We start from the raw sequence: 21,308 nt of genomic DNA on the forward strand, positions 1-21,308 counted from the left end.
GGACCTGTGGACAAACTTGTCCGGTACGCATCAGCCCTACGTCAGCCTTATGTCGGGGTCCGTAGTCCTGAAGGCGGAGAAAGGATCGAGCTCCAGGTCTGACGATCCGGGCCCGGCGCGCCACTAACGTCGTTCACGTGACTGTCATCGCGACCGAAAGCCTGAGCAAGCGGTACCCCCGAGTGACCGCCCTCGACCGGCTCTCCTTGGACATCGGCCCCGGAGTAACCGGGCTCGTGGGCGCCAACGGAGCCGGCAAGTCCACGCTGATCAAGATTCTGCTGGGACTGTCCCCCGCCACCGAGGGCACCGCCGCCGTGCTCGGACTCGACGTAGCCACCCATGGCAGCGCGATCCGCGAGCGCGTCGGCTACATGCCCGAACACGACTGCCTGCCCCCCGACGTCTCGGCCACCGAGTTCGTCGTGCACATGGCGCGCATGTCCGGGCTCCCGCCGACCGCCGCCCGTGAGCGCACCGCGGACACCCTGCGCCACGTGGGGCTGTACGAGGAGCGCTACCGCCCCATCGGCGGCTACTCCACCGGCATGAAGCAGCGCGTCAAGCTCGCCCAGGCGCTGGTCCACGACCCGCAACTGGTGCTCCTCGACGAGCCCACCAACGGCCTCGACCCGGTCGGCCGCGACGAGATGCTGGGCCTGATCCGCCGCGTCTACACCGACTTCGGCATCTCGGTCCTGGTCACCTCCCACCTGCTCGGCGAGCTGGAGCGGACCTGCGACCACGTCGTGGTCGTCGACGGCGGCAAACTGCTGCGCTCCAGCTCCACCAGCGACTTCACCCAGACCACCACGACCCTCGCGGTCGAGGTCACCGACTCCGACGCCCACCCGGACGGCACCGCCGCCCTGCGCAAGGCGCTCACCGAGGCGGGACTGACGCTGCACGCGGGAGAGGAGGAGGGCCTGCCCGGAGCCGGCCACATCCTCCTCGTCGAAGCCTCGGGCGAGGCCACGTACGACGTCGTCCGCGACACGGTCGCCGATCTCGGCATCGGCCTGGTCCGCATGGAGCAGCGCCGCCACCACATCGCCGAGGTCTTCCGCGACAGCGACGCGGCGGCCGCCCGGGCCGAACAGTTCGCAGCCCAGTCCGCCCAGGCCACCGCCTGGGCCGCCACCCAGCAGAAGGGAGCCGGTTCCGATGGCGCCTGACACCTCGACCCAGATCCACAACATCGGCTACCGGTCCTACGACGGCCCCCGGCTCGGCCGCTCCTACGCCCGCAAGTCGCTCTTCGCGCAGTCCCTGCGCGGCGCCTACGGACTCGGCCGTTCGGCCAAGTCCAAGGTGCTGCCGATGCTGCTCTTCGCGGTGATGTGCGTTCCCGCGCTGATCCTCGTCGCGGTCGCCATCACCGTGCCCGGCTCCACCGCCCTGCCGATCAAGTACACGACGTACGCGATGACCACCCAGGTGATCGTCTACCTCTACCTCGCGTCGCAGGCACCGCAGTCCGTTTCGAGGGACCTGCGCTTCAAGACGGTGCCGCTCTACTTCTCCCGGCCCATCGAGCGCGTCGACTACGTCCTGGCCAAGTTCGCGGCCATGGCCTCGGCCCTGTTCATCCTCACGGCCACCCCGCTGCTGATCATGTGGATCGGCTCGCTCCTGGCGAAGTTCGACTTCGCCGACCAGACCAAGGGATTCGGGCAGGCACTGGTGTCGGTACTGCTGCTGTCGTTGCTCTTCTCCGGCCTCGGCCTGGTCATGGCCGCGCTCACCCCGCGCCGCGGCTTCGGCGTCGCCGCCATCATCGCCGTGCTCCTGATCCCCTACGGGGCCGTGTCCGCAGTCCAGGCCATCGCCTACGAGACCGGCTCGACCGGCGGGATCGAGTGGCTGGGCCTGTTCTCCCCGATGAGCCTCATCGACGGCCTGCAGACCGCCTTCCTCGGCGCCGACTCCGGCTTCCCCGGCAGCGAGGGCCCCGCGAGCGCCGTCGGCTTCGTCTACCTGCTCGTCATCCTCGGCCTCATCGCCGGCTCCTACGCCGCCCTGATGGCCCGCTACCGGAAGGCCGGGCTGTGAGCATCATCGACATCGACCACACCTCCCGCTGGTTCGGGAACGTCGTCGCCGTCAACGACGTGACCATGCGCATCGGTCCCGGAGTCACCGGCCTGCTCGGCCCCAACGGAGCCGGCAAGTCCACCCTCATCAACATGATGGGCGGCTTCCTCGCCCCCTCCACGGGCACCGTCACCCTCGACGGCACCCCGATCTGGCAGAACGAGCAGGTCTACAAGCAGATCGGCGTCGTGCCCGAGCGCGAGGCCATGTACGACTTCCTCACCGGCAAGGAGTTCGTCGTCGCCAACGCCGAACTCCACGGTCTCGACGAGGCGGCCGCCCAGCGGGCCCTGGCCACGGTCGAGATGGAGTACGCGCAGGACCGCAAGATCTCCACGTACTCCAAGGGCATGCGCCAGCGCGTGAAGATGGCCTCCGCCCTGGTCCACGACCCGTCCGTGCTGCTGCTCGACGAGCCCTTCAACGGCATGGACCCGCGCCAGCGCATGCAGCTCATGGAGCTGCTGCGGCGGATGGGCGACGACGGCCGCACCGTGCTGTTCTCCTCGCACATCCTGGAGGAGGTCGAACAGCTCGCCTCCCACATCGAGGTGGTCGTGGCCGGCCGGCACGCAGCCTCCGGCGACTTCCGCAAGATCCGCCGCCTGATGACGGACCGCCCGCACCGCTACCTCGTCCGCTCCTCCGACGACCGGGCCCTCGCCGCGGCCCTGATCGCCGACCCGTCCACCGCCGGGATCGAGGTGGACCTCAAGGAAGGCGCCCTGCGCATCCAGGCCGTCGACTTCGGGCGCTTCACCCAGCTGCTGCCGCGGGTCGCCCGCGAGCACGGCATCCGGCTGCTGACGGTCTCGCCTTCCGACGAGTCCCTCGAGTCGGTCTTCTCCTACCTCGTCGCGGCCTGAAGGAGCTGGCACTCATGTACAACCCCACCGTTGCCCGGCTCACCTACCGGGCCCTGCTCGGCCGCCGCCGCGCGCTGATCCTCTGCGCGCTGCCCGTCCTGCTGATCGCCATCTCCATCGCCGTGCGCGCCTTCACGGGCCTCGACGACAAGGTCGCCGCCGATCTCCTCGGTGGCTTCGCCCTGGCGACGATGGTCCCGCTGATCGGCGTCATCGCCGGCACCGGCGCCATCGGCCCGGAGATCGACGACGGCTCGATCGTCTACCTGCTCTCGAAGCCGGTGAAGCGTCCGACGATCATCCTGACGAAGCTGACCGTCGCGATCGCCGTCACCATGGTCTTCTCCGCGATCCCCACCCTGATCGCCGGCTTCATCCTCAACGGCAACGGTCAGCAGATCGCCGTCGCCTACACCGTCGCCGCCCTCGTCGCCTCGGTCGCCTACAGCGCCCTGTTCCTGCTGCTGGGCACCGTCAGCCGGCACGCGGTCGTCTTCGGCCTGGTCTACGCCCTGATCTGGGAGTCGCTCTTCGGCAGCCTCGTCGACGGCGCCAAGACCCTCAGCGTCCAGCAGTGGTCGCTGGCCCTCGCCCAGAAGGTCGCGGGCGAGGGGTACGTGGACGCCACCGTCGGGCTGCCCACCGCGGTGATCCTGCTCGTCGCGGTCACCGTCGGCGCCACCTTCTACGCCGGACAGAAGCTCCGCCGCCTGACCCTGGCGGGCGAGGAGTAGAGCTCCGTACCGGCGTCCACGGGGGCGCCGGCAGCGGATGTTTCACGTGAAACAGTGCCCCGCCCGGCCCACAGGCCAGGCGGGGCACAGTTTTGCGCGAGATCATCGGTGAATGATCGAGTACACCGAGCCCGAGCCGTCCAGGCCCGTGCGGTCCTGGATACGCTCCGCGCCCGGCACCCACATCTGGCTGCTGATCATCGTGGTCACCAGCATCGTGGTCGTGATCGTGCCCGATCATCTCGAACACGTCCTGCTCCACCGCAACAGCAGCAATATCCACGAGCTCGCCCGGCATCCCATACGGGCGCTGCTCAGCAGCGCGTTCTGGATCGAGGATCCCGCCTCGCTCCCGCTCTACTTCGTCCTCTTCGAGGTCTTCCAGGCCAATGTCGAGCGCTGGCTCGGTACCCTGCGCTGGCTGTTCATCATCGCGACCGGACACATCACGGCCACGCTCATCAGCCAGAAGCTGGTCCTGATGGCCATCCAGGACCACCGCGCCCCGCGCAGCATGGTCCACGTCGTCGACATCGGCGTCAGCTACGGACTCGCGACCGCCGTCGGGGTGCTGACGTACCGCCTGCCCGGTCCCTGGCGCTGGTTCTACCTGGCCGGGGCCGTGGCCTTCTTCGGACTCCCGCTCGTCAGCGACGGCACCTTCACCGACTTCGGCCACGCCATCGCACTCGCCGTCGGCCTCCTCGCCTGGCCCCTGACCCGGCACCCGAACCCGCGCCGGAATCCCGGCTGACGGACGGAAATTCACTGGTACGAGGCGTGCGGCGGGGGCAGAGTGAGCCGTGCGGGGAGAAACAAGAAGGTCCGGAACGGCCACTTCGAGCGCGCCTCGCGGCGCGGGCCGTTCCGGACCTTCCTTCCGTCTTCCGCCCGGTTAAGCGGCGCCCAGCAGACGCTCCAGGACCACGGCGATGCCGTCCTCCTCGTTGGAGGTGGTGACCTCGTCCGCCACCGCCTTGAGCTCCGCGTGCGCGTTGGCCATCGCCACGCCGTGCGCGGCCCAGCCGAACATCGGGAGGTCGTTGGGCATGTCGCCGAAGGCGATCGTCTCGGCCGCCTTCACCCCCAGCCGGCGCGCGGCCAGCGAGAGACCGGTGGCCTTGCTCAGCCCCAGCGGCAGGATCTCCACGACACCGGGACCGGCCATGACGATGCCGACCAGGCTGCCCACGGTCTGCCGGGCCACCTCGACGAGGGCGTCCTCGTCCAGCTCGGGGTGCTGGATGTACAGCTTGTTCAGCGGAGCCGACCAGACCTCGGCGGTGTCCTCCAGGTAGATCGCGGGAAGGCCCTCCTGGACCTGGTAGCCGGGGCCGAAGAGCACCTCGCCCTCGACTCCGTCCCGGCTGGCTGCGAGCGCCAGCGGACCGACCTCGGCCTCGATCTTCTCCAGCGCCAGCGCGGCGAGCTTCCGGTCGAGCGTCACCGAGGTCAGCAGCCGGTGCGCCCCCGCGTCGTAGACCTGCGCACCCTGTCCGCAGACGGCGATGCCCTTGTAGCCGAGGTCATCGAGGACGTGACGGGTCCACGGCACGGCGCGGCCGGTGACGATGATGTGCGCCGCGCCCGCCGCGGTGGCGGCGAGGAGCGCCTCACGGGTGCGCTCCGAGACGGTGTCGTCGCCGCGCAGCAGCGTCCCGTCGAGGTCCGTCGCGACGAGCTTGTAGGGGAACGGGGCCGGGCTCACTTGGTGATCGGCTCCAGGATTTCCCGACCGCCCAGGTAGGGCCGGAGCACCGGGGGAACCCGGACCGTGCCGTCGGCCTGCTGGTGGTTCTCCAGGATCGCGACGATCGTGCGCGGCACCGCGCACAGCGTTCCGTTCAGGGTGGACAGCGGAGCGGTCTTCTTGCCGTCGCGGTAGCGGACCGACAGGCGGCGGGCCTGGAAGCCGTCACAGTTCGAGGCGGAGGTCAGCTCGCGGTACTTGCCCTGGGTGGGGATCCACGCCTCGCAGTCGAACTTGCGGGAGGCGGAGGCACCCAGGTCGCCGGTGGCGACGTCGATCACCTGGAAGGGCAGCTCCAGGCTGGTCAGCCACTGCTTCTCCCAGTCCAGGAGCCGCTGGTGCTCGGCCTCGGCCTCCTCCGGCGCGACGTACGAGAACATCTCGACCTTGTCGAACTGGTGGACGCGGAAGATGCCGCGGGTGTCCTTGCCGTACGTCCCGGCCTCACGGCGGAAGCACGGGGAGAAGCCGGCGTAGCGCAGCGGCAGCTTGTCCGCGTCGATGATCTCGTCCATGTGGTACGCGGCGAGCGGGACCTCGGAGGTGCCGACCAGATAGAGGTCGTCGCCCTCCAGGTGGTACACGTTCTCCGCGGCCTGGCCGAGGAAGCCGGTGCCCTCCATGGCGCGCGGGCGGACCAGCGCGGGGGTGAGCATCGGGGTGAAGCCGGCCTCGGTGGCCTGCGCGATGGCCGCGTTGACGAGGGCGAGCTCCAGCAGGGCGCCGACACCGGTGAGGTAGTAGAAGCGCGAGCCGGAGACCTTGGCGCCGCGCTCGACGTCGATGGCCCCCAGGGACTCGCCGAGCTCCAGGTGGTCCTTGGGCTCGAAGCCCTCGGCGCCGAAGTCGCGGATGGTGCCGTGCGTCTCGAGGACGACGAAGTCCTCCTCGCCGCCGACGGGCACGTCGGCGTGGACGATGTTGCCGAGCCGCAGGAGCAGCTGCTTGGCGGCTTCGTCCGCCTCGTTCTGCTCGGCCTCGGCGGCCTTCACGTCCTGCTTGAGCTGATCGGCCTTCTTCAGCAGCTCGGCCCGCTCCTCCGGAGAGGCCTTGGGGATGAGCTTGCCGAGCGACTTCTGCTCGTTGCGGAGTTCGTCGAATCGCATGCCGGAGGACCTGCGGCGCTCGTCGGCGGAGAGCAGTGCGTCGACGAGGGCGACGTCCTCTCCACGGGCGCGCTGCGAGGCGCGGACACGGTCAGGGTCTTCACGGAGCAGCCGGAGGTCAATCACCCCTCCAGGCTACCGGGCCGGGCTTCCGGGGGACGCACCGATATCACGCTGCGTGTCGCTTTGTCCTAATTGCCGCGAATGGAAAACTTCCGGCGGGAGGCTGGAAGCCAACCTCCCGTGGAGGCCGATAAAACCGGCCTCATTCCCCGAAAAGGGGCAGAGCTGCAGTGATCGGGCAGCCCCTGAGCAGGAGGAAGGGGCTTCCTTGTCCACAGGAATTCCCCAGGCAACCGGCTTATCCACAGGCTGTGTGCCGGATCTGTGGACACAGGAATAGATCAATCTCAACTGTGGAGCGAGCGAGCCCAATCAGGGTTCAAACCACCCTCACACACTCATTCGGGTGGGAATGACTCGCCCCAAAGAGTTGATCGGTGATACAGGGGTGACGCCGTTCACCTTCCGCTCGTCAGCGCGAAACCTGCGCCACCCGACCGATTTGTCGACCTTGTCGTGCTGCTCTGTCGACTTGTCCCCAGGTTCACATCGATCCCTGTGGATAACTCTGTGGACAGTGGACGGAGCGTCAGGGGCGCCCGTCGAGGCAACGCGTCAGCCAGTCCGAGGCCGCGGTGAAGTCGCCGTCGGAGGTGCCGGCCCGGGCGGCCTGGACGTCACCCTGTGCGACACCGGCGCGCGGGTAGGAGCCGAGGAACCGGATCTGGGGGCAGGTGCGCTTGAGACCCATGAGGGCCTCCCCGACCCGGCGGTCGGAGATGTGGCCCTCGGCGTCGACGGCGAAGCAGTAGTTGCCGATCCCCGCACCCGTCGGCCGGGACTGGATCAGCATCAGGTTCACCCCGCGGACGGCGAACTCCTGGAGCAGCTCCAGCAGCGCACCGGGGCGGTCGTCGCCCATCCACAGCACCACGGAGGTCTTGTCGGCGCCGGTCGGCGCGGCCGGGCGGGCGGGACGCCCGACGAGCACGAAGCGGGTCTCCGCGTTCTGCGCGTCGTGGATCTCGGTGACCAGCGGGACCAGCCCGTAGGTGGCGGCCGCGAACTCCCCCGCGAAGGCGGCGTCGAAGCGGCCCTCCTGGACCAGCCGGGCACCGTCGGCATTGGACGCCGCCGACTCCCACAGGGCGTCGGGCAGGTTCGACCGCAGCCAGTTGCGCACCTGCGGCTGGGCGACCGGGTGCCCGGTGACGGTCTTGACGTCGGACAGCTTGGTCCCGGGCCGCACCAGCAGCGCGAACGCGATCGGGAGCAGCACCTCGCGGTAGATCATCAGCGGAACGCCGCCGGCCAGCTCGTCCAGGGTCGAGGTGACCCCGCCCTCCACCGAGTTCTCGATCGGGACCAGGGCCGCCGCGGCCTCACCGTTGCGCACGGCGTCCAGGGCTGCCGGGACCGAAACCATCGGGACGAGCTCCCGGGTCGCGGCTTCGGGGAGGGTGCGAAGGGCGGCTTCGGTGAACGTGCCTTCGGGACCGAGATAGGTGAAGCGGGTGGCCGACATGCGATCAGCCTAATGCCGGGGCCCGGACGCGACCTGGGCTGTTCACCCTTCGAGCAGCCGTTGCCCCACGTACTCCCCGGCGCGTGCCCCGGGCGGCACCGCGTACAGGCCGCTCGACTCGTGCCGGATGAATTCCGACAGGGCGTCGCCGCGGTCGAGCTTGCGCTGGACGGGGACGAAACCGCGGGACGGGTCGGCCTGCCAGCAGATGAAGAGGAGCCCGGCGTCGGGGGTTCCGTCGGCGGCGATCCCGTCGTGGAAGGAGAAGGGGCGCCGGAGCATGGCCGCTCCGCCGTTCTGCGCGGGTGCGGAGATCCGGGCGTGCGCATTGGCGGGGATGACCGGCTTTCCGTCGGCGCCGATCTTGTCGAGGGCCGGGGCGGTGGTCTCGTCGCCTCCGGTCAGTGGGGCGCCGGTGGCCTTCGTACGCCCGATGACCTGCTCCTGCTGGGTCAGCGACTGCTGGTCCCAGTGGTCGAGGAGCATGCGGATACGGCGTACGACGGCGTACGAACCCCCGACCATCCAGGCGTGCTCCGGGGGCACGGTGCCCTGGACGAAGATCCGCCGGTCGAAGTCGGCTTCGGTGGGCTTCGGATTGTTGGTGCCGTCGACCTGGCCCATGAGGTTGCGCGCCGTCATGGGGGAGGCGGTGGCTCCGGGAGAGCGGTTGAAGCCGTTCATCTGCCAGCGCGGCCGGGCCGCCTCTCCGGCGTCCTTCTGCAGCGCGCGCAGGGCGTGGAAGGCGACCAGCGCGTCGTCCGAGCCGATCTGGACCCACAGGTCGCCGTTGCTGCGCTGCGCGTCGAGGCTGTCGGAGGAGAAGGCCGGGAGCGGGTCGAGGGCGGCGGGACGGCGCGCGGTGAGTCCGGTGCGCTCGAAGAAGGAGTGGCCGAAGCCGAAGGTCACCGTGAGGGAGGAGGGGCCGGAACCGAGGGCGATGCCGGTGTCGGCGACGGGTGCGGTCTCGCCCGCCGTCAGCCGCCGCGCGGTCTCGGACCAGCGCCGCATCAGGGCGGCCGCCTCGGTACGTCCGGCACCGGGCGCCAGGTCGAAGGCGAGCACGTGCCCCTTGGCCTGGAGCGGCGTGGTGATGCCGGCCTGGTGATCCCCGTGGAAGTCGACCCGGGTGGCACCGAGGCTGCCGGGAGCGCCGCCGGAGCCCGACGCCGCGGACCCGGACACCTCGGACTGTACGAGGGCCCCGCCGGCGGCGCCGAGCGCGAGCCCGGCCGCGCCCGCGGCGCCGACCGTGCCCAGCAGGCGGCGCCGGGAGATCTCGATGCCGGGGAGCCCGGTGCTGCTCTCGCTGTTGGCGGTGCTTTCGATGGGGTCGCTGTTCTGGGTCACGCTGGTCAGCCGATCTTCACGTTCTTCTGGACGGTCGTCTGGTCGATGTCGGAGGTGCGGACGGTCACGTCGATCCGCCAGTCGCCGGTCAGCGGAAGCTGGACGCCCGATGCGGTCCAGTGCCCGGGTGCGGCGCGCTCGGGCAGGACCGGAAGGGGACCGATCTCCTTGGCTTCCAAGGTGAACGACACCTTGAGCTCGGGTAGGTCGAGCGGCTTGCCGTCGGGGGTCTCGGCCCACACGTGGAGCGTGTTCGCGCCGACGCGGCCCGGGTCCAGCTGGAGCCGGACCGAGCCCTTGCCGTTCTGACCGCCGGTGTCGAAGGGCAGCGTGACCTTGACCGCGCGGTCGGGAACGGCCGTGGCGGTGGACCCGCGGCCGGCCTCCAGCTCCGCGGCACGGCCGGGTTCGGTGCTGGTGAGGATGGTGGTGACGGCCAGCAGGACCACGGCGACACCGGCCTCGGCGAGGACGGACCGTCGCAGGCCCGCGCGGTCCGGGTCGGCGTCACGCGCCTGCTTCTCCCGCGCGGTCCGCCGGGCGGCGCTCTGGCGCGCGAGCTGCGCGGCACGCCGGGGGTCGGACGTGCCGGCGTCGGGGACGGCGTCGGCGGCCGGGGTGACGGCGACGGGCGATGTTTCACGTGAAACATCGGCGCCCGCCAGCCGAGAGGTCCACTTCCGGGAGGTGTAGGCGATGGCCACGATGACGGCGACGAGGCCGATCTTGAGGAGCAGCAGCCGGCCGTAGTTGGTCCCGGTCAGCGCGGACCAGCTGCCCACCTGGCGCCAGGCCTGGTAGGTACCGGTGCAGGCCAGGACGACGACGCTGGTGAAGGCGACGGTGGAGAAGCGCCGGATGGCCGTGCGCTCGATCCCGGGGACCTTGTGGAGCGCGACGAGCAGCGCGGTGAGTCCGCCGAGCCACACGGCGACGGCCAGCAGGTGAAGGATGTCGACGGGCATGGCGAGGGCGGGCTGGATGCCGGTGGAGGCGTGCTCGGACAGCGCCCAGGTGGCGGCGATACCGGCCGCGACGACGGTCCCGCCGATGCCGAGCCCGAAGACGAGGTCGCTCTCCCCCTTGGCGTCCTCTTCGGAGGCATTGGAGGCGTCCGAGGCATCGGAGCCCCCGGAGGTGTCCGGACCGCCCGAACCGCCCGAGCCGTCCGACGTGTGGCGCCGGGCGTAGGAGCCGAACAGCACGGTGATGAACAGTGCGGCGGCGCCGAGGAGGAGCAGCCGCGAGACGAGCGAGGCACCGGACTTGGTCTCCAGGACGGCCTTCAGCCCGGCCAGGTCGAAGGCGTCGGCGAAGTTCCCCGACCCGGTGTACGGGTTGCGGAGCAGCAGCATCACCAGGGTGGCCACGGTGAGCGCGACCCAGGCCCGTACGACCAGCTTCTGCATCGGCCGCTGCGCGGCGCCCCGGCGCCAGCACAGGAGGATGAAGGCGGCGGTGCCGACGAGCACGGCGAACCCGGCGTAGGCCACGTAGCGCGCGATGCCGTAGGCGACGGCGACGGGCCCGTCGCCCGCCGTCCGCGAGGGCAGTGAGACGGCGGTCTCGGAGGGGGCTCCGATGGAGAAGGTGAAGGCGCCGGAGACCGGATGGCTGTCCGCGGATATGGCCTGCCAGGCGACGGTGTAGGTGCCGTCCGGCTGTCCCGGGCGCAGGGTGGTGCCGTAGCGGATGATGCTCCCGCTGCAGAGGTCGCGCAGTTCACCGGTGTCGACGCGCTTGCCCTGGGGGTCCAGGACGCGGATGGAGTCGCCGTTCATGGCGACCCCCTCCGAGAAGGAGAGCGTGATCTGGGCGGGCGCCGTGGCGACCACCGCCCCGTCCGAGGGGTCGCTCGCGGTCAGCGCGGCGTGTGCCGAGGCCGGCGCGGCAGCGGCGAAGAAGGCTGCCAGCAGTGCGGCGAGGACCAGCGTGAGCCGCGGCAGGAGTGCCGTGGCACGGACGCGGGCCGTGGATGGGGGCGGGGCGGTGGCCGTCATGGCGTGTCAGTCCCTCGGTCCGTCAGTGGGCGGTGCCGTCAGTGGATGTCGGAGCCTTGTACGTCCGCTCCTTGACGTCCAGCTCGACCTTGACCGGGCCGGACTTCTCGAAGCGCAGTTCGACGGTGACCTTGTCGCCGACCTTGGGGGTGTTCTTGAGCCCCATGAACATGACGTGGCTGCCGCCGCGCTCCAGCTTCAGCTCTCCGTTCGCGGGCACGTCCATGGACTGCACCTGCTGCATCTTCTGATCCTTGGTCTCGTGGATCTGCAGGTCGTCGGAGAGCGTGCTCGTGGCGCCGGTCAGCTTGTCGGCCGTCTTGGAGTCGTTCTTGATGACCATGAACGCGCCGGCCATCTGGTCGTTCACGGGCTGCGGCATGTAGCCGCCGCTGACCGTCAGCTTCGGTGCGTCACCGGAAGCGGACGCGGACCCGGAGTCCGAGGAGCAGCCGGATATGGCGAGCGCGGCCGTCAGGGAGAGGGCGGCTGCGAGGGTGCGGGTGGTGCGGGCGTTCACGGGTTCTCTCCCTTGACGATCTTCGGCAGGTCCTTGGTGTAGTCATCGACGGTGGTGCTCTCGCCGTAGAGGAGGTATCCCTCGTCGGTCTTGGGCGAGAAGGCGATGACCTGGGCACCGTGCATGGAGACGACGTTGCCGTTGGCGTCCTTGGTGGGAGCCTCGATACCGATGCCGAGCGTGCGTGCGGCGGCCTGGATGGTGGCGAAGTCCCCGGTCAGCCCGGTGAAGGCCGGGTCCAGGCCCTTGAGCCACGCGCCGAGGGACTCGGGAGTGTCCCGTTCCGGGTCGGTGGTGATGAAGACGATCTGGAGCTTGTCCTGGTCGGCCTTGGGGAGTGCCTTCTTGGCGACGGCGATGTTGCTCATCGTCAGGGGGCACACGTCGGGGCAGTGGGTGTAGCCGAAGTAGATGAGCGTCGGCTTGCCCTTGGTCTGCTCGCGCAGGTTCCACTGCTTGCCGGTGGTGTCCGTGAGGACGACGTCCGGCTTGTCGAAGGGGCGGTCGAGCACGGTGGCGGACCCGGCTTTCGCCTGGTTCTCGCTGATCTGGGTGACCTGGCCGTTCTTGGCCGGTTCACCACCGCAGGCGGTGAGGGTGAGGGCGGCCGCCGCCACGAGGGCGGCGAGCGTCACACGTGTGGTGCGCATGGGGAAGTCCCTGGGATCGGGGGTGGTACGGGTGGATCCGCGAGCCCGGCCGGCCCGGATGACCGGCCGGCTGCGCAGGATCGTCAGGTCGGGAAGGTTGGGAGGTCGGGCGGTCAGGAGGTGCGGCGGCGCGAGGCGACGCCGAAGGCCACGCCACCGAGTCCGATGACGATGCCGGCGACGCCGAGGGCCCGCGCGGTCGTGTCGGATCCGCTCTTGGCGGCCGCTGTGTCGTGACCGTCCTGGCCGTCCTTGTGGGCGGAGTCGGAGTTCTTCGCCTCGTCCGCCGGCTTCTTGGCGGCGTCGTGGTGGTCGGCGCCGGCGGCGGTCAGCTTCAGGACGGGCGCCGGGGTCTGCGGTTCGGCGGCACCTTCCTTCGGCTCTTCGATCCAGCGGACGACCTCGCCGTTGTCGTAGGTCTGGATCGCCTTGAAGACCATCTGGTCGGCGTTCTCGGGGAGCTTGCCGACGGAGACCGGGAACTGCTGGAACTTGCCGGTCTCGATCTTGCCGCCGGTCCAGGTCACCTTGGTGACGACCTCGTTGACCTGCTTGCCGTGCACGGTGAGCGGCTTGTCGAGCTTGGTCTTCTCGACAGCGGACGTCCAGCCGGGGATGTCCTGCGGCATGACGGATGTGAGCGGCTGGTCCACGGGGAAGTTGACCTCGAGCTGCGTGGTCGCCGCGTTGTCGCGCTCGTTGGGGACCTTGAAGTTGAGCGTCGCGTAGCCGCCCTTGGCGGCCTCCCCGACGGGCTGCACGCTGACGTGGGCGAAGGCGGTACCGGAGAGGAGCAGGACGGAACCGGCGGCGAGGGCGGCGGCGAAGGAGACGCGAGAGGTCTTCATGGCAGAAACACTCCACGGAAGCTGTGGTGACGGTTGCTCCGCGCGCGGCGCGCACGGAGTTCGCGGCACCGGTGCTCCCGTCGTGAGTCCCGGGGAGGAGAGGTGCCGCTTCAGGCTGCGAGGGCGAATGCCGCGGGCGGCCCGCGCCTGATCACCGTGTGCTGGAGTGCGTCCCGGCCCGTGGAGCGTGCGGGGCCGGTCCCGTCGCCCGCTGCCCGCGGGGTACGCGCGGGCAGGCCCGGAAGGCCCGCGCCGAGGGCTCGTACGTAGGCCAGCGCGGCACGCAGCGGGCGCACCGGTCCGGCTCCGGCGGAGAGCCTGGACAGTTCGAGGAGGCGGAACAGCGCGGCGTCGCCGCGCCCGAGCAGCCAGCCCGCGGCGAGTGCGGCCAGCAGGTGACCGATCAGCATGGCCGGGCTGAGCAGCCCCACCAGTCCGTTGGCCGGTTCCACCAGGCCCTGCCCCATGTGGGCGTGGGCCAGGTGACCCTGCGCCTCGGCCTGAGCGGCCACGGCGTCCGGGTCCAGCCCGGCGCTCTCCACGATCCGCCGGGCTTCCGCCGGGTGGATCGGGACGGAGTTGCCCCCGCACACCAGTTGGGCGGCCAGCGCCGCGAGCGAGGTCTCCGAGGAGGTACTGCGGCCCGCCGAGGTGGTGTGCTGGCCGAGGCCGAACACGGTGTGCAGCGCGAGCTGTCCGCCCGCCAGTGCGGCGGCTATGCCGGGCAGTGAGCGGCGGCGTCCCGCGAGCGGGGCCGCCACGGCGAAGACGGCGAGGAAGCCGGCGCAGAGGGACCACCAGGGCACCGTCGCGCAGGAGGCCAGTGCGTGCCCGACCGCGGACAGCACGACACAGACCGCGGTGAACACCGCGGCCCGGATCAGCCTGAGGCCGGGTCCGGCCTGCGTCGCGTGGGGGGCAGTCATGGCCGGGCCATCATCGCACTGGCCTTAGGCGTCACATACGGCAGGTGCGACAGCCGGTTTGCATTCCCGCGCACGGATGCCCGGCCCCACCCCGCATACACCGCCGCCCGGGAGAGCCGCATCGGCCGAACGAGGGCTCTGTCGGCCCTCAGGGGCTTAGCCCCGGCCCCGGGCGGCAATAGGTAACCGTATGAGCATCTGGTGGTCTCTCCACTTGAGGCGCGAAGCAGCGAGTGTGCCCCTCGCGAGGCGACTGCTGTTGGGGACGATGGAGACCGCGGGGGTGGACCCGGACATCTCCTTCGACCTGTCGGTGGCGCTGAGCGAGGCGTGCGCGAACGCGGTGGAGCACGGCGGCCGCGAAGCCGCCCCGCGCTCCGGTTGCACGGACGACGCGTCCTCGGGCGGCGGAGCCCCGGACGGGACCGGGGCGTACCACGTCACGGCCTATCTGGACGGGGACCGCTGTCGCATCGAAGTGAGCGACTCGGGTCCGGGGTTCCCTCCCGCGACCGTGGCCCGCCGCAGACCCTCCCTGGCCGAGCACGGCCGGGGCCTGCACCTGATCGAGGAACTCGCCGACCACGTCCGCTTCCGCAACAGGCCCGGCCGGGGCGCCGTGGTCAGCTTCGACAAGATGCTGAAGTGGCGGGACGACTCCCTGCTGAAGGTCTCGTAGACGCGCCGATGGGCGGAACCCTTGGAGGGACGCCGTTGGTTAATTCCGTCCCGCTGGATCTTTATCCAGTGGGGCGGAGTGCTGCGAAGGGGGGTGTCCGGGTCGGTGCGAGGGGGCGGCCGGTGAGCCAGGCGTCGAGCCGGGCGAAGTTCATGGCCGCTGCGGTCAGCTGGTGCTGCAGCCGGGTCTTCACGAGGCCGCGGTAGCGGGCTCTGCGCAGGCCGAAGGCATGCACGCCTTGGGCGATGGTGCCTTCGACGCCCGCGCGGTGGCCGTAGCGGCGTTGCCACTCGGGGCTCTGCTGGTCGATCCGTGCCTGGGCCAGGGCCTCGTGTTCTCCACGAGGGCGGAATGTGATCTCGCGTTTCGGTGCCCGGGTGCACTGCGGCTTGGAAGGACAGGGGCGGCAGTCCGCCGGCGCGAAGCGGGCGTAGAAGACCGGGCCTTCGGTGCGGTGCGTCTGTCGGCCCCACTGCTTGCTGATCTTGCCGTTCGGGCAGATCGCCCGCTGGTTGTCCCAGTCGACGGTGAAGGCGTCGATGGAGAAGCCGGTGCCGGCTTTCGCCTGCCAGCCGGTGTTCGTCTTCACCGGTCCGACCAGGTTGATGCCGTGGTCGTGCAGTGCGGTCGCCAGGTTGTTGGCGTCGACGTATCCGGCGTCGACCAGATGAATGTCCGGGGTCCGGCCGCGGGCGGCGAGCTCGTTGTGGATGACCGGGGTCATTTCCATGTCGGATACCGACGCGACGGTGGTCTCGACGTTCGTGACCAGGTGCGGGGCGTCGGGTTCGCAGGTCTCGGTGAGGTGCACCTTGAACCCGTCCCAGGCCCGGTCGACCTTCGCCCCGGTGCGGGCGTCCAGGTCATATGGGGTGCAGTAACGCATCCGGCCCGGCGGTAAGTTCTTCGGCTCCCGCCACTTCACGACGCCGTCGACATGCTGGAACTGCTGCACCCACACCCGGCGCAAAAGCTCCACCTGCGGCAGCATCCGCAGTGCGGGCGGTGCGGCCGGGGACCACAGGGCCGTCAGGAGGGTCATGCCGTCGGCGCCTGTCTGGTCTCCGTGCTCGATGCGGGCCGCCCACCGGCTGGGGAACAGGCGGTCCTCCGGGCGGGAGCTGTAGCGGTCGAACCACTCCGGCTCGACGAGGGCGGACAGCCAGTCACCGGCGGCCTGGGCGATCTCGTTCAGCGCGGCCCGCAGAGTCTCCACTACCTGTTCCAGGCGGTTCAGGGCGTGCGTCGCGGCGAGCACGTGAGTGGAGTCGGTGCGCTGGCGCCCAGCGGTCTTCAACAGCCCCGCACTGCCGGCAGCCTCCAGCACCGCGTCGAACACCGCCCGGCCTGCCTCGCCGTCAGCCAGCCGGGTGCGGAACTCGCTGAGTACGGAGAAGTCGAACCCGGTGTCGTCCAGCTCCAGGGCCAGGGCGAACTTCCAGTCGATGCGCGAGCGCACCGCGTGAGCTGCTTGCCGGTCCGTCAGCCCTTCCACGAACTGCAGAACCGACACCAGCGCGAGCCTCGCAGGCGAGAGCGCCGGACGCCCCCGGGACGGAAACAGGCCGGCGAAGTCCGCGTCCTGGAACACCGGCCCCAGCGTGTCCCGCAGCCGCATCGCCAGGCACCCCTTGGGAAACACCGCCCGCGCCAGCCGCTCAGTCCCGGCCGGGACCTCTCCCAAAGACACCCCACGCAACGACACCGCACCCCACCCCAAACAAAACGTCGGTCCGTTCCACCTCAACGAGGTGGAACGGACCGACGTCACATATCAGGGCCAGCATTTACCAACAGCGTCCCTTGGAGGGTCCCGCCCATCGGCGCGTACGAGCGGTGGCGTCAGCCCTTGAGCCGCGCCATCCAGGCCTCGACCTCGTCCGAGGTGCGGGGCAGCCCGGCCGACAGGTTCCGGTTGCCGTCCTCGGTGACGAGGATGTCGTCCTCGATCCGGACGCCGATGCCTCGGTACTCCTCGGGGACGGTCAGGTCGTCGGCCTGGAAGTACAGACCGGGCTCGACCGTCAGGCACATCCCGGGCTCCAGCGTGCCGTCGACGTACGCCTCGGTGCGCGCGGCGGCGCAGTCGTGGACGTCCATGCCGAGCATGTGGCCGGTGCCGTGCAGGGTCCAGCGGCGCTGCAGACCCAGCTCCAGGACACGCTCGACCGGTCCCTCCAGCAGACCCCACTCGACGAGCTTCTCGGCGAGCACGTGCTGCGAGGCGTCGTGGAAGTCGCGGAACTTCGCGCCCGGCTTGACGGCGGCGATGCCGGCTTCCTGGGAGGCGTAGACCGCGTCGTAGATCTTGCGCTGGATGTCGGTGTACGTGCCGCTGATCGGCAGCGTGCGCGTGACGTCGGCCGTGTAGAGGGAGTGGGTCTCCACACCGGCGTCGAGCAGCAGCAGGTCGCCCGAGCGGACGTCGCCGTCGTTGCGGACCCAGTGCAGGGTGCAGGCGTGCGGGCCGGCGGCGCAGATGGAGCCGTAGCCGACGTCGTTGCCCTCGACGCGGGCGCGCAGGAAGAAGGTGCCCTCGATGTAGCGCTCGGAGGTGGCCTCGGCCTTGTCGAGCACCTTCACGACGTCCTCGAAGCCGCGGACGGTGGAGTCGACGGCCTTCTGCAGTTCGCCGATCTCGAAGGCGTCCTTCACGGCGCGGGCCTCGGAGAGGTAGACGCGCAGTTCCTCGTCGCGCTCCTTGGTGACCTTGTCGGTCAGGGCCGTCTCGATGACGGAGTCGTGACCGCGCACGGCACGGACCGGGCCCTCGGCCTCGGCCAGCTCCTCGGGAAGCTTGCGCACGTCCCTGGCCGGGATGCCCAGCAGCTGCTCGGCCTCCGTGAGGGAGTGGCGGCGGCCGACCCACAGCTCGCCGCTGCCGGAGAGCCAGAACTCGCCGTTCTCGCGGTCGGAGCGGGGCAGCAGGTAGACGGTGGCGTGGTGGCCGGTCTCCCCCGCGGGCTCCAGGACCAGGACGCCGTTCTCGGTCTGGTCGCCGGTGAGGTACGCGTACTCGGTCGAGGCGCGGAAGGGGTACTCGGTGTCGTTCGAGCGCGTCTTGAGCCGTCCGGCGGGGACCACGAGGCGCTCACCGGGGAAGCGCCGGGACAGCGCGGAGCGGCGGGCGGCGGTGTGCGCGGCCTGAGCGATCGGCTCCAGTCCGCGCAGCTCGGTGTCTGCCCAGCCCGTGCGCATGCTCGCGGCGAGCTCCTCGCTGACACCCGGGTACAGCCCGTTCTTGCGCTGCTTGATCTTCTTCTTGGGCTGCTCTTCTTCCGGGGTCTCCGGGGTGAGCTCGTCAGCCACGTCTTCTCCTCAGTACGGCGGACACGGACCGGGTATGGACCTCATCCATCGTATGGGTGAGCGGACGCCCCCCGACGGGCCGTGTGACAAATCAGCTAAATCCGGTCACACGCCCCGCCCTCGTCCCCGCGTCACTCGAACCGGGCTGCGAGCAGCACGATGTCCTCCGAGGCGTCCGCCGGGGCCACGGGGCCGTCCCCGTCCCCGTCCGGCAGCACCGTGCGCAGGATGTGGTCGCAGATGGCGGCCGGGTCCTCGCGGGCGCTACGGGGGATCCCCGCGGCGGCGGCGTGCAGCCGCGCGTAGGCCCGGTCCATCGGGTCCCCGGTGCGCCGGAGCAGCCCGTCCGTGTACAGCAGCACCGTTTCTCCGGGCGCGGGCTCGATCTCCACGCTCGGGGCCTCCCAGCAGGACAGCATTCCGAGCGGCGCGGAGAGGGTGGTCTCCACGTATTCGGTGCGCCGCTCGCCGATCAGCAGCGGCGGGGTGTGCCCGGCCCCGGCCAGGATGAGCTTCCTCCCCCGGCCGTTCGAGTTCGGGCCCCCGGCGGGCTCGCAGTAGGCGAAGAGCGCGGTCGCCGAGCGCGCGGGCTCGGTCAGGCGCAGCAGCAGTTCCAGGTCGGAGAGGACGGCGACGGGGTCCTCGCCCTCCATGACGGCGTACGCGCGCAGCGAGGCGCGCAGCCGGCCCATGGCGGCGACGGCGCTCGGCCCCGAGCCGGTGACGGAGCCCACGGCCAGGCCGAGGGCGCCCTCCGGCAGCGGCAGTGCGTCGTACCAGTCGCCTCCGCCGTGCGGGCCGGTGTGGTGCCGGGCGGCGAGCTGGACCCCGGAGATCCGGGGGAGCCGGCTGGGCAGCAGTTCCTCGGCGACGGTGGCCAGGCTGGTGCGGGCGCGCTCCACCTCCAGCATCCGGGCCAGGTGCTCGGAGGCGTGCCGGACGTACAGCCCGGCCAGGTCGCGCTGGCGGTCGTTGGGCTCGGCCTGTTCGTCGTAGAGCCAGACGGCCGCGCCGAGCCGGCCCGTGGCTTCGGCGGTCAGCGGCAGCGCGTAGCTGGCGGCGTAGCCGAGTCGGGCGGCGACCTCGCGGTGGCGGGGGTCGACGGGGGTGGCGTACCCGCCGCCGGTACCGGGGGCCGTACCGGGCTCGGGCAGGACCTCCGAGCCGCCGTGGGCGTCGGGCAGGCCGTCGAGGATGCGGCCGTAGGAGGTGGCGCTGCGCGGCACCGTCTCGATGTGGCCGAGGTCGGCGTGGCCGAGCCCGAGGCCGATCGTGCTGGTGGGGCCGAGTCCGTCGGAGGGCTCCAGGACGATCAGGCCGCGCCGGGCGCCGACGAGGGCCGCGCCCGCCCGCAGGAACTCCTGGAGGGAGGAGGTGAGGTCACTCGCGCGGGCGAGCCGCTCGGTGAGCTCGTGGAGGGTGGTGAGGTCGGAGACCATGCCCGCGAGACGGTCCTGGATGACCGAGCTCGCAGCGGGTCCCTGCGCCGGGGCGTGGGCCGTTCGCGGGCTCGTCGGTGTGGACGCGGCCGTGGGCACCGGTGTGGGCGCCACAGTGTGCGGGGACGCTGTGACTGCTGGATCGATTCCAGCCACTTTCGGCAGATGCGGGGCGCTCATGGCGTCCGCCTTTCCAGCTGGTGCGATTCGCCATATAGCATCGCAAACCCCCAGATCATGCTGCGCCGCTATCAATGAATCCACATCTACACGCACACGAGGAGCGATGTCCAGCATTGCCCAGGTGGGAATCCTGGTGTCCGTGGGACGGCAACTCACTGTCCGGTCAGGGCTAGAACTTGGCCGGAAAAAGCGGGAAGCGGACGGTTTTTGCGGTCGACTGGGCGAGTCAGTCGGCCGGTCCGGGTACGTAATCCGTTGCACCCGGGGAGAGTTGGCGCAGCCCGGTGCCCGCCGGGAACCGTCGGGCACGGCCCGTCGTCCCCATCGACGACAGCCGTCCCCCGCGCGGTCCCGGGTCGCGTACCGCCCCCGACGGACGTTTCATGGACCCGTAAGAAAACTGCACGAACCGTGTGAACCTGCTTCAAGCGGACAGTGACGCGAAACGTGTACGTGTGGTGAACCACCGCTTACATGGTGTGATGTGGCCCTCGGCGTTCAACGGAAAGGAACGAGCGCTCATGCGCGAGATCCTCGGAAGGCGTCTCCAGCGGCTCCGCAATCGCTTGCAATCCCTGCGCCCCGCCCCGCCGCAGGGTGAAGCGCCGGCCCTCCTCGACGCGGCGCTGACCTGCGCCACCGCCTGGAACTGGCCCGTGCTGCCGGGCGTCGGACGCTCCGGCGTCGACAGCGCGCGGTGCGCCTGCCCCGACCCCGACTGCGCCGTACCCGGCGCACACCCCTTCGATCCCGGGCTGCTCGCGGCCACCACCGACCCCCGAATGGTGTCCTGGTGGTGGGCCAACCGGGCGGGTGCCCCGATCCTGCTGGCCACCGGCGGGAGCGCGCCCTGCGCGGTGAGCCTGCCCGCCGCGGCGGCCGCGCGTGCCGTCGCACGACTGGACGCCGAGGGGATGCGGCTCGGGCCGATCGTGGCCACGCCCACGCGGTGGTCGCTGCTCGTGGAGCCGTACTCGCTGGAGCGGCTCGGCGAGATCCTCTACGCCAAGGACCACGTGCCCTCCTCGCTGCGTTTCCACGGTGAGGGCGGCTACTTGCTGCTCCCGCCCTCCCCCGCGATCGGCGGCGGGCAGGTGCGGTGGGAGCGCGAACCGGCGGGGGCGGGGGAGATCTGGCTGCCGGAGGTGGAGGCGGTCGTGGACGCGCTGGTGGAAGCCAGCAGCGGGGCGTCCGGCGGCGGGAGCCGGCTCGCGTACTGAGCCCGTGCGCGGACGGATCACTCGTACGGGTGTCAGCGAGACGAGT

Annotated in this window: 19 protein-coding genes; 7 read left to right on the forward strand and 12 right to left on the reverse strand. The window is 70.7% G+C overall.

Annotated elements, in window-relative coordinates; translation table 11 throughout:
* Positions 1 to 137 precede the first annotated feature (137 nt).
* From OG898_RS12510 to OG898_RS12530, 5 genes are all read left to right on the forward strand, one after another.
* The gene (locus OG898_RS12510; RefSeq protein ID WP_250738575.1) at positions 138 to 1,175 is read left to right on the forward strand and encodes an ABC transporter ATP-binding protein; all 1,038 of its coding nucleotides are present in this window, start codon (positions 138 to 140) and stop codon (positions 1,173 to 1,175) included.
* Positions 1,165 to 2,052 carry an ABC transporter permease gene (locus OG898_RS12515; RefSeq protein ID WP_250738574.1) on the forward strand — a complete coding sequence of 296 codons (888 nt, stop codon included), beginning with the start codon at positions 1,165 to 1,167 and terminating at the stop codon, positions 2,050 to 2,052. The genes OG898_RS12510 and OG898_RS12515 overlap by 11 nt, the downstream gene beginning before the upstream one ends.
* Positions 2,049 to 2,960 (forward strand): ABC transporter ATP-binding protein, encoded by a 912-nt coding sequence (locus OG898_RS12520; protein WP_250738573.1) that lies wholly within the window; start codon positions 2,049 to 2,051, stop codon positions 2,958 to 2,960. Before OG898_RS12515 ends, OG898_RS12520 begins: the two co-directional genes overlap by 4 nt.
* A 14-nt stretch (positions 2,961 to 2,974) precedes the next feature.
* A complete protein-coding gene (locus OG898_RS12525) occupies positions 2,975 to 3,694 on the forward strand; it encodes an ABC transporter permease (RefSeq protein ID WP_250738572.1) in 720 nt (239 codons plus the stop codon).
* Positions 3,695 to 3,806: 112 nt separating this feature from the next.
* Positions 3,807 to 4,448, forward strand: a complete 642-nt coding sequence (locus tag OG898_RS12530) for a rhomboid-like protein (protein ID WP_250738571.1) — start codon at positions 3,807 to 3,809, stop codon at positions 4,446 to 4,448.
* Positions 4,449 to 4,589: 141 nt separating this feature from the next.
* Here the strand turns inward: OG898_RS12530 and OG898_RS12535 are convergent, their stop codons facing one another.
* From OG898_RS12535 to OG898_RS12575, 9 genes are all read right to left on the reverse strand, one after another.
* Positions 4,590 to 5,402: an HAD family hydrolase gene (locus OG898_RS12535; protein ID WP_266956786.1), complete on the reverse strand. Its 813-nt coding sequence runs from the start codon at positions 5,400 to 5,402 to the stop codon at positions 4,590 to 4,592.
* Entirely contained in the window at positions 5,399 to 6,676 is a 1,278-nt protein-coding gene (gene serS, locus OG898_RS12540) for a serine--tRNA ligase (RefSeq protein WP_266956788.1), read from the reverse strand. The genes OG898_RS12535 and serS overlap by 4 nt, the downstream gene beginning before the upstream one ends.
* 526 nt (positions 6,677 to 7,202) lie before the next feature.
* Positions 7,203 to 8,138: a prephenate dehydratase gene (pheA, locus tag OG898_RS12545; RefSeq protein ID WP_250738568.1), complete on the reverse strand. Its 936-nt coding sequence runs from the start codon at positions 8,136 to 8,138 to the stop codon at positions 7,203 to 7,205.
* Positions 8,139 to 8,180: 42 nt separating this feature from the next.
* Complete coding sequence (gene efeB, locus OG898_RS12550) at positions 8,181 to 9,467, reverse strand: iron uptake transporter deferrochelatase/peroxidase subunit (protein WP_250738851.1); 1,287 nt, start codon at positions 9,465 to 9,467, stop codon at positions 8,181 to 8,183.
* A gap of 26 nt (positions 9,468 to 9,493) precedes the next feature.
* Positions 9,494 to 11,488: a copper resistance CopC/CopD family protein gene (locus OG898_RS12555; RefSeq protein WP_266956790.1), complete on the reverse strand. Its 1,995-nt coding sequence runs from the start codon at positions 11,486 to 11,488 to the stop codon at positions 9,494 to 9,496.
* A 22-nt stretch (positions 11,489 to 11,510) separates the two neighbouring features.
* The gene (locus tag OG898_RS12560; RefSeq protein ID WP_266956792.1) at positions 11,511 to 12,008 is read right to left on the reverse strand and encodes a copper chaperone PCu(A)C; all 498 of its coding nucleotides are present in this window, start codon (positions 12,006 to 12,008) and stop codon (positions 11,511 to 11,513) included.
* Positions 12,005 to 12,658 (reverse strand): SCO family protein, encoded by a 654-nt coding sequence (locus OG898_RS12565; RefSeq protein WP_250738565.1) that lies wholly within the window; start codon positions 12,656 to 12,658, stop codon positions 12,005 to 12,007. Before OG898_RS12565 ends, OG898_RS12560 begins: the two co-directional genes overlap by 4 nt.
* Before the next feature lie 113 nt (positions 12,659 to 12,771).
* Complete coding sequence (locus OG898_RS12570; protein WP_250738564.1) at positions 12,772 to 13,506, reverse strand: YcnI family protein; 735 nt, start codon at positions 13,504 to 13,506, stop codon at positions 12,772 to 12,774.
* A 110-nt stretch (positions 13,507 to 13,616) separates the two neighbouring features.
* Positions 13,617 to 14,432 (reverse strand): hypothetical protein, encoded by an 816-nt coding sequence (locus OG898_RS12575; RefSeq protein ID WP_250738563.1) that lies wholly within the window; start codon positions 14,430 to 14,432, stop codon positions 13,617 to 13,619.
* Between the two features lie 190 nt (positions 14,433 to 14,622).
* On the opposite strand from OG898_RS12575, the gene OG898_RS12580 reads away from it, so the two are divergent.
* Entirely contained in the window at positions 14,623 to 15,111 is a 489-nt protein-coding gene (locus OG898_RS12580) for an ATP-binding protein (protein ID WP_250738562.1), read from the forward strand.
* Positions 15,112 to 15,172: 61 nt separating this feature from the next.
* Here OG898_RS12580 and OG898_RS12585 read toward each other — a convergent pair whose 3' ends face one another.
* The 3 genes from OG898_RS12585 to OG898_RS12595 form a co-directional block, all read right to left on the reverse strand.
* Positions 15,173 to 16,816: an IS1182 family transposase gene (locus OG898_RS12585; protein WP_266956795.1), complete on the reverse strand. Its 1,644-nt coding sequence runs from the start codon at positions 16,814 to 16,816 to the stop codon at positions 15,173 to 15,175.
* Between the two features lie 137 nt (positions 16,817 to 16,953).
* A complete protein-coding gene (locus tag OG898_RS12590; protein WP_250738561.1) occupies positions 16,954 to 18,420 on the reverse strand; it encodes an aminopeptidase P family protein in 1,467 nt (488 codons plus the stop codon).
* Between the two features lie 131 nt (positions 18,421 to 18,551).
* Positions 18,552 to 20,156: a PP2C family protein-serine/threonine phosphatase gene (locus tag OG898_RS12595; protein WP_250738560.1), complete on the reverse strand. Its 1,605-nt coding sequence runs from the start codon at positions 20,154 to 20,156 to the stop codon at positions 18,552 to 18,554.
* A gap of 407 nt (positions 20,157 to 20,563) precedes the next feature.
* Here OG898_RS12595 and OG898_RS12600 point away from each other — a divergent pair, with 407 nt between their 5' ends.
* The gene (locus OG898_RS12600; RefSeq protein WP_250738559.1) at positions 20,564 to 21,262 is read left to right on the forward strand and encodes a bifunctional DNA primase/polymerase; all 699 of its coding nucleotides are present in this window, start codon (positions 20,564 to 20,566) and stop codon (positions 21,260 to 21,262) included.
* The last annotated feature ends 46 nt before the right edge of the window (positions 21,263 to 21,308 follow it).

Origin of the sequence: Streptomyces sp. NBC_00193 (assembly GCF_026342735.1) — a bacterium.
Lineage (GTDB): Bacteria > Actinomycetota > Actinomycetes > Streptomycetales > Streptomycetaceae > Streptomyces > Streptomyces stoeckheimensis.

What these genes read in the sequence shown, in the direction of transcription:
- OG898_RS12515 (WP_250738574.1), top strand. Translation starts at nt 1,165, where the DNA reads ATGGCGCCTGACACCTCGACCCAGATCCACAACATCGGCTACCGGTCC.
- OG898_RS12525 (WP_250738572.1), top strand. Translation starts at nt 2,975, where the DNA reads ATGTACAACCCCACCGTTGCCCGGCTCACCTACCGGGCCCTGCTCGGC.
- OG898_RS12530 (WP_250738571.1), top strand. Translation starts at nt 3,807, where the DNA reads ATGATCGAGTACACCGAGCCCGAGCCGTCCAGGCCCGTGCGGTCCTGG.
- pheA (WP_250738568.1), bottom strand. Translation starts at nt 8,138, where the DNA reads ATGTCGGCCACCCGCTTCACCTATCTCGGTCCCGAAGGCACGTTCACC.
- OG898_RS12555 (WP_266956790.1), bottom strand. Translation starts at nt 11,488, where the DNA reads ATGACGGCCACCGCCCCGCCCCCATCCACGGCCCGCGTCCGTGCCACG.
- OG898_RS12565 (WP_250738565.1), bottom strand. Translation starts at nt 12,658, where the DNA reads ATGCGCACCACACGTGTGACGCTCGCCGCCCTCGTGGCGGCGGCCGCC.
- OG898_RS12570 (WP_250738564.1), bottom strand. Translation starts at nt 13,506, where the DNA reads ATGAAGACCTCTCGCGTCTCCTTCGCCGCCGCCCTCGCCGCCGGTTCC.
- OG898_RS12575 (WP_250738563.1), bottom strand. Translation starts at nt 14,432, where the DNA reads ATGACTGCCCCCCACGCGACGCAGGCCGGACCCGGCCTCAGGCTGATC.
- OG898_RS12580 (WP_250738562.1), top strand. Translation starts at nt 14,623, where the DNA reads ATGAGCATCTGGTGGTCTCTCCACTTGAGGCGCGAAGCAGCGAGTGTG.
- OG898_RS12595 (WP_250738560.1), bottom strand. Translation starts at nt 20,156, where the DNA reads ATGCTGGACATCGCTCCTCGTGTGCGTGTAGATGTGGATTCATTGATA.
- OG898_RS12600 (WP_250738559.1), top strand. Translation starts at nt 20,564, where the DNA reads ATGCGCGAGATCCTCGGAAGGCGTCTCCAGCGGCTCCGCAATCGCTTG.